Raw genomic sequence first — 13,298 nt, 5'->3', positions numbered from 1 at the left:
ATATTTGATGAATCGTTAAATTATACGTGTCTAACTGAATAAAACTCAATAAAAAAGCCCGTAAAACGGGCTTTTTTGAATATTCTATATTTTAAAGGTTTTGCCAGTCTTCTGGCTGTTTAAGGCAAAAACTGTTTAAAGGTTACAATTTTCGCAATACAAATACATGCCTTTAGGATCATCAAACATGCTGAATTCATCAACTACAGTTTGCCATTCACCTAGCATTTGATTTAGAACAGGTGATTGAGTTGATGCTTCTGGTAGATAGGTTGCTACTGAGGCAAGCATTTGTTGTACAAACTCTTGTTCTGCAGTTAACTCTTGTTCGATAACTTTTGTATCAAATACCTCAATTTGTGCCATTTCAGCTGCTTTAGCAATGGCGCTGTCCATATCACCTAGTGCATCAACAAGTCCTAACTCGACAGCTCTTGTACCAGACCAAACTCGGCCCTGAGCAATTCTGTCTACTTGATCTAGGCTCATATTTCTTTCTTTAGCAACCAACGAAATAAATTCTTGATACCCATGTTCAATATGTCGTTGAACGACTGCTGCTACATTAGGATCTAAAGCTCGGGTTGCTGAAATACCAGCCCAATCTGAAGTCGAAACCCCATCTGAATGGATCCCCCATTTAGATAGGACATTTTCAAATGTGGCAAACATACCGAAGATACCTATTGAACCAGTTAAGGTTGTTGGTGTTGCATAGATATAATCCGCACTTGCAGAAATCCAGTAACCGCCTGATGCCGCTAAACTGCCCATACTGACAACAACAGGTTTGCCTGCTTGCTTTAATGCGATAACTTCTTGACGAATTTTCTCAGAAGCAAAAGCACTGCCACCAGGACTATCAACTCGTAATACAACCGCTTTTACTTTCTCATCAAAGCGCGCTTTGCGCAGAAGAGCTGAAGTACTTTCGCCCCCTATCTGGCCAGCTTGTTGGGTACCATTTAAAATATTACCTTTGGCAACAATAATACCAACTGAGTCTTTCTCGATAAGGGCAGGAAGCGGTTTTACAGCGTTATAGTATTCGGTAAAAGAAACTTGTTTGAAGTTATCGCCGTCACTATCAGCGCCCACTTTTTCAACCATGGCAAGTCTGAAAGATTCATCAGATGCCAGTTCATCTACCCAGTTTAATTTTATTGCAAGTTGAGCTGAGTCGCCGGATACACTGTCAAGCTCTGTTAGATAACGATTTGGACTTAGTACAATATTGTCTGGAGCGATGTCACGGTTTGTCGCTACAATTGATTCGTAACTTTGCCAAATATCGCCTAATAACGCCTGACTTGCTTCTTTAGCTGGCGCTGACATGTCATCACGAATAAAAGGTTCTACAGCAGACTTAAATGTACCAACACGGAAAACATGGGTGCTGACATTTAATTTTTCTAATGCTGATTTATAAAACAAGCGATAACTGCTTAAACCTTCAAGAGAAACAGCCCCTTTATTATTAAGATAAATGGTGTCCGCGTAACTGGCTAAGAAATATTGGTTCTGTTCATAGTAGTTACCAAAAGCCACGACAGACTTGCCAGCTTGCTTAAATTTATTCAATGCATCGCCAATAGCCGTCATCTTACTGATACCAGCAGAGCGCAAGTGCTGCATGTTAATGACGATGGTATTGATACGAGGATCTTGAATAGCACTGTCTATGACGTAAATGATGTCGGATAACAACATTTCGCCCTCTGGATCATTGCCTTTACTTTGTTTAAATACCGCTTCAATAGGATCAACATGACGCTTTTGGTCAACGATAGTGCCAGCAAGATTGAGCATAAGTGCAGATTGGTTTTCGATGACTATTTCTTCTTCAGCACTTAACGCGACAACGATAATAGCAATTAAACCAAAAAAGATAAGATTGAGAATGACTTTACGTATTCCGTTGATGGTTTTCCAAATCAAAGAGAAAATTCGTTTAATCAGTGAGGGTTTAGCGGACATTAAGCCACTCCTATAGCATTTCATTACTATTATGCTAACTGAAAAAGCTTGGCTATGGGAAATTGAATTGTAACGGTTTTTAACAATAGCAAAGCGAAAGCATTGAGCTTAACAAAATCTCGTTGTATGCTAGTTTAAATCACTTGTTTAAAAAGGATGTTTGAATGTCGTTTCCACATTTACTAGAACCCTTAGATTTAGGCTTCACTCAATTAAAAAATCGAGTGTTAATGGGCTCCATGCATACTGGCTTAGAAGAAGAAAAGGGCGGATTTGAGAAACTGGCTGCGTTTTATAAAGAACGTGCAGCAGGTGGCTGTGGGCTAATCGTAACTGGCGGTATCGCGCCTAACTTTCGTGGACGCCTAGCACCTCATGCTTGCCAATTAAGTTTTCCTTGGCAAGTTAAGAAGCATCGCATTGTCACAAAAGCTGTCCATGAAGCTGATGGTAAAATCTGTATGCAGATCCTCCATGCTGGTCGCTATGGTTATCATCCTTTTTCACAAGCACCGAGTAAAATTAAATCGCCAATTACACCGTTTACGCCTTCAAAAATGTCATCTAGACAAGTTGCTGGAACAATTAAAGATTATGCATCCAGTGCTGCGCTTGCTAAAAAAGCGGGCTATGACGGTGTAGAAGTCATGGGCTCAGAAGGCTATCTCATTAATCAATTCATTAGCTCTCGTACCAATAAACGTACTGATGAATGGGGTGGCAGTTTTGTTCAACGTGCACGTTTCCCATTAGAGATAGTCAAAGCTATCCGTGAGAAGGTGGGCAAAGAATTTATTATAATTTTCAGACTATCAATGCTGGATTTAGTTGATAACGGTTCGACATGGGATGAAGTCGTTAAATTAGCAAAATGGTTAGAGCGTGAAGGTGTTTCAATTATCAATACTGGCATTGGTTGGCATGAAGCGCGTGTACCTACAATTGCGACAAGTGTTCCAAGAGGGGCATTTTCTTGGGTGACTGAGAAACTCAAATCTGAAGTGTCAGTTCCTTTGATTGCAACTAACCGTATCAATACGCCTGAAATTGGCGAATCAATCATTGCTTCTGGGCAAGCAGATATGGTTTCAATGGCAAGACCTTTCCTTGCTGATGCAGAGTTTGTTAATAAAGCCGCTGCTGGGCAAAGTGAACTAATCAATACTTGTATTGGTTGTAACCAAGCTTGTTTAGATCATACGTTTTCAATGAAGCGTGCTACTTGCCTTGTTAATCCTCGCGCTTGCTATGAAACAGAAATCAATTTCACCCCTACGCAACACAAAAAACGTTTAGCAGTTATGGGAGCTGGTCCTGCTGGCATGGCATTTTCGGTATATGCAGCGTCACGTGGGCATGAAGTGGTTTTATTTGAAGCTAAAAATGAAGTTGGCGGCCAGTTTAATTTGGCACGTAAGATCCCAGGTAAGGAAGAGTTTGACGAAACCATCCGTTATTTCAACAACCAAATGAAGCTACACAAAGTTGAATTACGTTTAAATACTCGTTTAGATTTGGATGTTTTAGCGAATGAAAAATTTGATGAAGTGATCGTCGCTTCAGGTGTTGTCCCGCGTGCGCTTGATCTACCTGGTTTTGATAGCCCTAAAGTTGTCGATTATCAGCAAGTCCTGAAAGGAGAAGTCTATATTGGCGAGAAAGTGGCGCTGATTGGAGCGGGCGGTATCGGATTTGATATGGCACATTTTTTATGTGAACGTGAGTCGAGCACATTACAACCGGACAAATGGCTTGAGCAGTGGGGCATTGATAAAACCTATCAACATCCAGGCGGCTTAACTGAGGAGTCTGAACATAAACCAGATCGCGAAGTTTACTTATTACAACGTAAGACGACTAAGATGGGGAAAGGCCTCGGTAAAACAACCGGCTGGATCCACAGAAGTGTTCTTAAACAGCATAAAGTGAACATGAAAACAGGTGTGAGCTATGAGAAATTTGACACTGAAGGCTTACACATCAAGGTAGGGGAAGAATCCGAAGTACTGCGAGTTGATAATGTTGTACTGTGTGCAGGTCAAGAGTCTAACCGCACGCTTGTAGACGATATGAAATCAACTGGCTTACCAGTGCATTTGATTGGCGGTGTTGATGTTGCTGCTGAACTGGATGCTAAACGAGCAATTAGACAAGGTGCTGAACTAGCAATGGCTATTTAACCACTGAATTTAATAAGGTTGTAATCGTTAACTTAATAAAACCTAGCAAATTGCTAGGTTTTTTGTTTTTATTAAACGCCATATTTTATTAATGATACAAATATTAATGGACGAAATAAAAGGTATTTTCAAGTCTTGGCATAATGAGGTTGATACCAAGCTAGTGTTTAACTTTACGCTCAATGCCCCTAGTGCTGAGGAATTTAACCGGTTAAGAGCAGAAACGGGTTGGGGATCGGCTCCAGTCGATACAGTAAACAATAGCCTAAATAATTCTTTATTTTTCGTTTGTGTCTTCCATGAAACTAGATTGATTGCCACCGGCAGAGTGATCGGTGATGGCGGGCTGTTTTTCTATATTCAAGATGTCATTGTGGCTAAAGCATACCAAGGTAATGGCTTGGGACATTTTATTATGCAAGCTATCGAAATGTATTTAACTCAACAAGTCACACAAGGCACTACAGTGGGTCTATTTTGCGCACAAGGTAAAGAAGGGTTTTATAAAAAATATCAATATTTAGTAAGAGATGGCTCAGAATTAGGGTTTGGTATGTGTAAGGTTTATTGATACTTTTTATGATGTGTTTTCAATATGATTTTAAATAAAGGAACGACGATGGCTAAAAATGTTGTTATTACCGGTGCGAACAGAGGGATTGGTTTAGCATTGGCTAAATTATTTAAGCAACAGGGTGATAAAGTGTTTGCTTTATGCCGTCACACTTCAGATGAGCTTGAGCTGCTAGACGTGAATGTTATCACTCAAATTGATGTTGCAACTGATGAAGGCATACATAATATGCAAACTTCTTTAGCGGGAGTGAATATTGATGTTTTGATTTGTAATGCAGGCATTTTACGTGATGAGCAATTAGCACACTTAAACCTTGATACCATTAGGCAGCAATTTGAAATTAATGCTCTGGCACCACTTCGCATTGTTGCCGCACTAAATCATCAACTCAATGCTGGCGGCAAAGTCGCTATGATCACTTCACGTATGGGATCAATCGAGGATAACACCTCTGGAGGGCGATATGGGTATCGAATGTCTAAAGCTGCTCTTAATGCCGCATCGATGTCGCTAAGCCATGATTTATCTCCAAAACAAATAGCGGTTGGCATATACCACCCAGGCTATGTTCAAACCGATATGGTAAATCACGGAGGCGATATTTCGGCCTTAGAGTCAGCGAGTCGACTGGTGGGGCTAATTAACTCACTGGATATGACAACAACTGGTGTATTCAAACATTCAAACGGACAAACATTACCTTGGTAAAATTTGTATGCTCTGTTTTTATCTTTTCTATGGTATTGGGCATCACACTTTTTGAGTATTTAGATTAAAACAAGCTTAACCGCTCGTTTTGTATGCAATATGTCGTAAATTTTAAGTTTAGTTACAGACTGCATATTTAATATGTAATGCTAATAATTATATTAAGGTGCTATTGAATAAAACTGTGATAGTTAGATTCAATCAGTGCCATAGTGAGGAATAGGGAATCATGACGACGAAAACAGAATCTGGGGATAATGCACCCGGATTGCTCGGTAGAGCGCTAGACAGTATTGAAAGGATTGGTAATAAACTACCAGATCCTGCAATGCTATTCTTAATTTTAATGTTTGCTGTTTGGGTTATATCAGCCTTGTTATCTGGCGTCAGTTTTGATGCGATAGATCCAAGAACCGATAGCCCAATTGTTATTAATAACTTATTAAGTGCAACTGCGTTAACTGAATTTTTAACTTCTATGGTGAAAACATTCACCGCATTTGCACCGTTAGGTGTTGTACTGGTTGCAATGCTAGGTGTGGGGATTGCTGAGCAGTCAGGTTTTATCAATACTGCATTAAAACAAATGCTTAAAGTCACACCTGCTAAGCTTTTAACGCCTGCAGTTGTTGTGGTCGGTATTATTTCGCATACCGCAACAGATGCGGGCTATGTTGTAGTGATACCTCTTGCGGGTGTAATATTCTTTACCGTTGGTCGCCACCCACTTGCTGGTATTGCTGCGGCTTTTGCTGGTGTTTCTGGTGGATTCTGTGCCAACTTTATTCCATCAGGTATCGATCCTTTATTACAAAGCTTTACCCAGTCGGCAGCCCAGATCGTCGATCCTGACATTCAAATTAACCCATTGAACAATTGGTTTTTCGCGGCATCTTCGTGTATTCCGATTACCTTAGTGATTTGGTATTTAACCGATAAAATTTTAGAGCCAAGATTAAATAAAACGCATAAAGTAGAACGTGACCAAGTTGACTTACCAGCAATGGAAGAAGCAACACCAAAAGAAATGCGTGCATTTAGTGTGGCTTCTCTTGTTATGTTCGTTGCAATAATTGGTTTTTTCTCGCTTACCATTCCTGAAACTTCAACACTACGAGATGAGCATGGTTCTCTGACTAGCTTTGGTGCGCCGTTAATGCAATCTATTGTGCCATTGATTTTCATATTCTTTATGCTTCCGGGTGTAGTATATGGTTATATGACTGGCAGCTTTAAGTCGTCTGCAGACATCGTGCAAGCAATGTCTAAATCCATGAGCGGCATGTCACATTACATCGTAATGGCATTTTTCTGTGCTCAGTTTGTTGCTGCTTTCTCGGCGTCTAATTTAGGTGCATTAATTGCTGTTGAAGGGGCTGGTGGCCTTAAGGCGCTCAACCTTCCAGCAGAAGTGACCGTGGTCGGGATGATTATTTTAGTTGGCTTTGTTAACTTATTCGTTGGGTCATCTTCAGCAAAATGGGCGTTGATTGGCCCGGTACTTGTGCCAATGTTAATGCAGCTGAATATTAGTCCAGACTTGTCTCAAGCGGCTTACCGTATTGGTGACTCAAGTTCAAACATCATTACGCCATTAATGCCTTATTTCCCACTTGTCGTCGTATATTGTCAGCGCTATGTCAAAGGTATTGGGATAGGGACTTTAATCTCGATGATGTTGCCATTTAGTTTGGCACTTTTATCAATATGGAGTACATGGCTACTCATATACTGGTCCATTGGTTTACCTTTAGGATTGGGTGCAAGTTACACTTATTAACTGATTTTAAAAATGAAAGTAGCGATATTATTCGCTACTTTTTTTTGGGGCCAGCAAAAAGTCTTTTCATATAACTAAAAGATTTAGAGCACATTACAGTTAACATTTTTATCCTAGCAGGCTAGTGCAGTTAAGTTGTTTCTGCCTATAATTGTTGTATATCAATTAAAAGATTAATTTTATAAAAATCATTTATGCCAAAGATTAATATTGATTCAAGTTATGGAGTTATCATTATTCAGGACATGAATGCTGTTCATGTTGATGAACGATATGCTCAAATATATGGTTATAATTCAGCCAAAGAACTACTTACCAGCATCGATTCTTTTCTTGACCTTTTACCTGCAGAAAATCATCAAATTGCCACTCAAAACTACCATGACATAGTCAATGGAACACTTTATCCACGTGGTCATACATTCGTTAATATTGACAGAAATGGCCGTGAGTTCACGGTTTTTTCAGTGGATCATTTAATTGAATGGCATGGACGTCCAGCATTACAGGTGACAGTGATTGATCTTTCTGCGTTAGTTGAAGCGAATAAGCGTATACGTGAAAAAGACCTAATGTATAAGCGGCTCATTACACAATCAGGTCAAGGTATTATGGTGCATCGGGAATTTAAGCCACTGATGGTAAACCAAGCCTGTGTAAAGCATTTACACGCAGACTCAATAGAGCAAGTGATGAGTTTAAGCTCGCTACTCACACTCATTCCTGAAACAGTTCAACAACAGGCCAAGCAGCATTATCAAGATATTGTTAATGGCGTGGCTGTTGGCAGTAACAGTGTGGTCGAAAATATCTGCTTTGATGGCATACATCGGTTTTTTAATATTTATGACAACCTTATTGAGTGGGATGGAGAACCTGCAGTACAAGTGGTAATGGAAGATGTAACCGAGAAAGTACAATTAGAAAAAGAACTGGCATTTAAAGCAAGTCATGATGGTTTGACGCACCTTTTAAATCGCAGTGCAGTGCAAGAATGGTTACAGAAACATATTGAAATCAGTGACCAGTTGACCTGTGTTTTACTTGATATTGATAATTTCAAATTAGTTAATGATACTCATGGTCATCACAATGGCGATCTCGTTATTCAAGCTCTAGCTGAAATTATACGTGATGCGTTTGCAGATCATAGTGGGGCTGTTGGTCGTTGGGGGGGAGAAGAGTTTATTGCATTTTTACCTTCAGCAAACGAACAAGGCGCATTACAAACTGCTGAAGTGATAAGAAGTCGTTTTGCTGAAAGGCATTTTAACGATTCTACTCATACATTTTCTGTTTCAGTGAGCATCGGTTTAGCTGAGTCAAGTGACTGCCGCATGATAAACGATGTTGAGAATTTAATAAAACTCACTGATAAACGTTTATATATTGCTAAATCTCAAGGCAAAAACACTATTTGTAGCGAAGGGTAATTTATACCATAACAGCTTATCCTTACCACATTGAGTCGAATTTACATCTTAATTTAAATGCTCCATGATATTCATTTTTGATAATGATTGGAGCAAACAATGACTTTCTTAGCATCAAACACATCACATTGTCAGTTCATATCAAGCTTTCGCTTATTGTGTTTTCTGACTTTGTTCTTGTCGATTTCGTCATTATGGGCTTCAGAAACCGTTACCAAGGTCAAAGATAACCCGAAATTTGATCCTGCATTAGCTAACGAAGTTGGCGCAGATGAGTATGGCATGAAGCAATACGTTGTTGCATTCTTGAAACGAGGACCCAATCGCGAACGAAGTGAGGAGGATGCCTTAGCTTTGCAAAAAGCTCATATGGACAATATTACTAAGTTAGCAAATCAAGGCAAATTAGTTCTGGCTGGGCCTTTTCTTGGTAACGATGATTTACGTGGAATTTATATTTTTGATGTAAAAACGGTTGCTGAAGCAAAATTACTCACTGAATCAGATCCCGCCATTAAAGCTGGTAGCCTTACTATGGAGTTAAAGCCTTGGTATGGCAGCGCTGCATTAATGAAAATAAATCAGTTACATCAGCAAATGTCTAAAAAGCTGATGTAATGACACATTGCTGATTAGTTATGTAGTTCGTTTATCCGTTTATTTTCTGACAAAATCAATGGCGTCAGAATAAGACATAAGGCGACATTAGAAAGTGGCACAGATAGCCATATACCGTTGACGCCAATCAAGTTGGGCAACGTGAGTAAAAACGGAATTTGTATTGCCATATTAGCCATCGAAATAAACAATGACTTATTTCCTTGATTGACAGCCATAAAATACATGGTTGCGATAAAAATAAACCCATCCAGTACTAACGCAAATAAATGTAGACGCATACCGATTAAAGTTTCAGCCATAAGAGCATTATCATGATTACTGAAAAAACCTATGACAAAGTTGGGAAAAATATTTATAAATAAAACCGTAAAAACCCCCAGAATAGCAACAACTTTTACGGTCAGTTTCACTGTTTGTTTGATCTGTAGGATCTGCTTTGCACCGTAATAGTAACTAACAGGGGGCTGCATACCGCCAGCTATACCTTCTGCTAATAAATAAAAAGTCGTTGCAACGTAACCTACAATTGCAAAAGCAGCGACATGAACTGCCGAGCCATATTGCATAAAAAGGAAATTATGAAGAGCAATAATGAAGCTAAAGTACATAAACATAATCAAACTCGAACTGCCTAACACGAGTATTTTTTGTAGCTGTTTAAACTTAATATCTTTATAAGAAAACTTAAACCTGGTGTTAGCTTTCCTCGAAAAGAAGTAGTAAAAACCGAGTAGCATCACAATGGCTTGAGAAATCAATGTCGCAATTGCTGCGCCTGTTAGTCCTAAAGGATAAACAGCGATTAATAAGTAATCCAACGCGATATTCATGACAGCGCCAATCATTAACAACATAGTGGCAAAACCGGGTTGTTCATCATTTCTCACGAGTAAAGGCATTGCTGTAGCTGCAGTTGTAAAAAAAGCGCCATAGGCAAATACTTCGATATAATCTGATGCCATGATAAAGCTTTGTCCATCTGCTGCTTGCAGGAGCAATAACGTCTCACCGAAGAAGTGAATGAAAATTGCTGATGCGATACTCATTATGCCAATTAATACTATGGCATGGCTAAGTACTTTTTGTCCTTCTAAAGGCTTTTTCTCGCCACGGGTGATGGATAGTAAACTACCAGCGCCCATACCTATCATCATGCCAACACCCACAACACAGCATATAATTGGCCAAGCCATGTTAATGCCTGCTAAGCCTTCAAATCCTACATAATGACCAACGAAAATCCCATCAATGATTTGATATAAGCCACTCACCAACATTGCTGCAATGGATGGAATAGCGTATTTCCAAAAATGCTGTTTAACAGTTAATTGATCAATTGACGCTGTTGATATTGCTAACATGATTTTCTCAATACTATCAGGACACAAAATAATATTGCTTATTATAATCTGATTTTAGATAGGAAAAAGTTAGTATCCATCCGATAATCGGATAGTTATAATGATTGGAATGAGCCATTACGGTTGGAAAAAGATGAACTGGTCTATAGAACAATTAAAAGCATTTGTTGCCGCTGCCAATACAGGTTCGTTTTCAGCTGCGTCACGTGATTTAGGTAAAGCGCAATCAAGAGTCAGTACGGCAATTTCAAATTTAGAAATCGATTTGGGATTTAAGCTATTTGATCGTAGCCACCGTTTACCTGTACTAACAGAGCAGGGAGAACAGTTATTAATTGAAGCTAAAGCCGTGATTGCGCAGTGTGAGCGTTTAAACTCAAGAGCAATGTCAGTTCAAACAAATAACGAATTAGCATTAACCATTGCAATTGACGAAGCTGTTCCAATTTCTACTTTCGAAGTTTTTTTTGATAAAACGGCTGAGACTTTTCCATTGTTGAAACTCACTATTTTAAATGGCTCAAGGGATGATATTGCCCATTGGGTAGATATTGGAAAAGCGGACTTAGGTGTGTTATTTCAAGGCGAGCAACTTTGTGAACGTCTAGAGTTTTTTACTATTGATAGCTTTCATCAATCTCTTATCGTATCGGTTGATCATCCATTAGCAGATATCCCGGTTCCAAACATATCGCAGCTAAATGAATATCGACAACTGGTAATTTGTGACTTGCAAACTGCAAGTAAACCCATATCTGCAAATTGTTGGCATGTTGACAGTTACTATTACATGACATCCCTTGTTACTCGTGGCTTGGGTTGGGCGTTGGTTCCAGAACATATTGCCGGTTCTCAGTGGTATTCAGGTGAAATAAAAGAGTTGAGCACTTACCATATACCCGAATCATTGTTGATTGAAATGGGGTTAGTTAAACGACGAGACAAAGGTGCTGGCAATATTATGAATTGGATGTTTGCTGAACTTGAAGCTATGTTTCTTGAGGCTAAAAAGAACAAAAATTAGGGTTAACTATTTATCTTAGCGACTTTTTTGTTGATATTTGGATTATTACGGTGATGAGATAATCGGTAAAAACGAATACTTGCTATTGAAAAGTGAAACGAACGAGAAGGTTCGTTTCATATTTAATCTAGTGTAATAAGTGTTTTGTTATGCTGAACATAAAGGTTACTTGGTTCATCTGTAGTGAGATCGAGATCTAGGTTCGTCTCAGGTACACAGCAACAAGGCAAGCATTCATCAGCTTCTAGTTCGACCAAAGGTTCAGAGATATAAGTCACTGAACCTTTATTGATACGAGTTTTACACGAACCGCAAAAACCATTTCTGCACTCAGAAAAGATATTTACTTTTTTTATCTCGAGTACATCTAGTAAGGTGTGTTGCTGTTGATTAAACAACAACACTGGCTCACCATTTAAACTAACAATAGGTGCTTTTTTGAAGTTGGGCTTATAGATCAAAGTCAGAAAACTCATCGCTGTCAACGGCCGAATCAATTTGACCAACTAAGTAAGATGAGACTTCAACTTCTTGTGGTGCCACTTGTACAGCATCACTTTCAAGCCAGTTTTTCATCCATGGTAACGGGTTAGTTTGTTCTGCATAGGGTTGAGGCAAGTTAACGGCTTTCATACGTTGGTTAGTAATGTATTCAACGTACTGACATAAAATTTGCTCATTTAAGCCGATCATTGAACCGTCTTTGAATAAGTATTTAGCCCATTCTTTCTCTTGCTCTGCTGCTTTATAAAAAATATCGTAGGCTTGATCGTGACACTCTTTGGCAATTTCACCCATTTCAGGATCATCTTTGCCACCTTGCATAATATTAAGAATATGCTGAGTGCTATTTAAATGTAAGGCTTCATCACGAGCAATTAAACGAATAATTTTCGCATTGCCTTCCATTAATTTACGTTCAGCGAAAGCAAATGAACATGCAAAACTGACATAAAAACGAATCGCTTCTAATGCATTTACAGACATCATGCATAAATACAGAGACTTTTTAAGGATACGTGGACTAACAGTGATTTGTTTACCGTTAACCAAATGTGTTCCTTCACCATGTAAATTAAGCACTTGGGTCAGTTCAATTAAATCATCGTAGTATTGAGCAATATCACCTGCACGTTTTAAAATTTCTTTATTCACCACGATATCATCAAATACGACAGACGGATCATTAACAATATTACGAATAATGTGGGTATAAGAACGCGAGTGAATTGTTTCTGAAAAAGACCAAGTTTCAATCCATGTTTCTAATTCAGGTAACGATACTAACGGTAATAACGCCACATTCGGTGAGCGACCTTGAATAGAATCTAATAATGTTTGGTACTTAAGGTTTGAAATGAAAATGTGTTTTTCATGTTCTGGTAAACCTTGGTAATCAATTTTGTCTTTGCTTACGTCTACTTCTTCTGGGCGCCAGAAAAAAGATAATTGCTTTTCAATTAGCTTTTCAAAAACTTCATATTTTTGTTGATCATAACGAGCAACGTTAACTGACTGTCCCATGAACATAGGTTCGTTCATCGGATTATTTGGTGTTTGACAAAAAGTAGAATAAGCCATTTATATATCCTAAAAAAGCGGGGATAAGTCCCCGCATTTAAATGCAAATTGTTGAA

The 13,298-nt window shown here is 38.8% G+C and carries 11 protein-coding genes; 7 read left to right on the top strand and 4 right to left on the bottom strand.

Annotation, left to right across the window (positions count from 1 at the left end; genetic code table 11):
- Window positions 1–135 precede the first annotated feature (135 nt).
- Window positions 136–1,977, bottom strand: coding sequence for a signal peptide peptidase SppA (gene sppA, locus SJ2017_RS10905; RefSeq protein WP_080915775.1), 1,842 nt, complete (start codon window positions 1,975–1,977; stop codon window positions 136–138).
- Window positions 1,978–2,141: 164 nt separating this feature from the next.
- Between sppA and SJ2017_RS10900 the strand changes: the two genes are divergently transcribed.
- The 6 genes from SJ2017_RS10900 (at window position 2,142) to SJ2017_RS10875 (ending at window position 9,273) form a co-directional block, all read left to right on the top strand.
- Window positions 2,142–4,157, top strand: a complete 2,016-nt coding sequence (locus SJ2017_RS10900) for an oxidoreductase (RefSeq protein ID WP_080915774.1) — start codon at window positions 2,142–2,144, stop codon at window positions 4,155–4,157.
- Between the two features lie 106 nt (window positions 4,158–4,263).
- Window positions 4,264–4,728, top strand: coding sequence for a GNAT family N-acetyltransferase (locus SJ2017_RS10895; protein ID WP_080915773.1), 465 nt, complete (start codon window positions 4,264–4,266; stop codon window positions 4,726–4,728).
- A 48-nt stretch (window positions 4,729–4,776) separates the two neighbouring features.
- The gene (locus SJ2017_RS10890; RefSeq protein ID WP_080915772.1) at window positions 4,777–5,442 is read left to right on the top strand and encodes an SDR family oxidoreductase; all 666 of its coding nucleotides are present in this window, start codon (window positions 4,777–4,779) and stop codon (window positions 5,440–5,442) included.
- A 229-nt stretch (window positions 5,443–5,671) separates the two neighbouring features.
- The gene (locus SJ2017_RS10885) at window positions 5,672–7,222 is read left to right on the top strand and encodes an AbgT family transporter (protein WP_080915771.1); all 1,551 of its coding nucleotides are present in this window, start codon (window positions 5,672–5,674) and stop codon (window positions 7,220–7,222) included.
- 194 nt (window positions 7,223–7,416) lie between these two features.
- On the top strand, window positions 7,417–8,655 hold the full coding sequence (locus SJ2017_RS10880; RefSeq protein WP_218919235.1) for a sensor domain-containing diguanylate cyclase: 1,239 nt from the start codon (window positions 7,417–7,419) through the stop codon (window positions 8,653–8,655).
- A gap of 99 nt (window positions 8,656–8,754) precedes the next feature.
- Window positions 8,755–9,273 carry a YciI family protein gene (locus tag SJ2017_RS10875; protein WP_080915770.1) on the top strand — a complete coding sequence of 173 codons (519 nt, stop codon included), beginning with the start codon at window positions 8,755–8,757 and terminating at the stop codon, window positions 9,271–9,273.
- Between the two features lie 14 nt (window positions 9,274–9,287).
- On the opposite strand, the gene SJ2017_RS10870 is transcribed toward SJ2017_RS10875, so the two are convergent.
- The gene (locus SJ2017_RS10870; protein ID WP_080915769.1) at window positions 9,288–10,637 is read right to left on the bottom strand and encodes an MATE family efflux transporter; all 1,350 of its coding nucleotides are present in this window, start codon (window positions 10,635–10,637) and stop codon (window positions 9,288–9,290) included.
- A gap of 133 nt (window positions 10,638–10,770) precedes the next feature.
- Here SJ2017_RS10870 and SJ2017_RS10865 point away from each other — a divergent pair, with 133 nt between their 5' ends.
- Window positions 10,771–11,661, top strand: a complete 891-nt coding sequence (locus SJ2017_RS10865) for a LysR family transcriptional regulator (RefSeq protein WP_055024582.1) — start codon at window positions 10,771–10,773, stop codon at window positions 11,659–11,661.
- A 122-nt stretch (window positions 11,662–11,783) separates the two neighbouring features.
- On the opposite strand, the gene yfaE is transcribed toward SJ2017_RS10865, so the two are convergent.
- Both yfaE and nrdB read right to left on the bottom strand, forming a co-directional pair.
- Complete coding sequence (gene yfaE, locus SJ2017_RS10860) at window positions 11,784–12,137, bottom strand: class I ribonucleotide reductase maintenance protein YfaE (RefSeq protein ID WP_080915768.1); 354 nt, start codon at window positions 12,135–12,137, stop codon at window positions 11,784–11,786.
- The gene (gene nrdB / locus SJ2017_RS10855) at window positions 12,112–13,242 is read right to left on the bottom strand and encodes a class Ia ribonucleoside-diphosphate reductase subunit beta (RefSeq protein WP_080915767.1); all 1,131 of its coding nucleotides are present in this window, start codon (window positions 13,240–13,242) and stop codon (window positions 12,112–12,114) included. The genes yfaE and nrdB overlap by 26 nt, the downstream gene beginning before the upstream one ends.
- Window positions 13,243–13,298 lie beyond the last annotated feature (56 nt).

Source organism: Shewanella japonica (genome assembly GCF_002075795.1).
In the GTDB taxonomy this organism is placed as follows: Bacteria; Pseudomonadota; Gammaproteobacteria; order Enterobacterales; family Shewanellaceae; genus Shewanella; species Shewanella japonica.
Note: the sequence above shows the minus strand (reverse complement) of the source record. Positions and strands in the feature narration are given on the sequence as shown.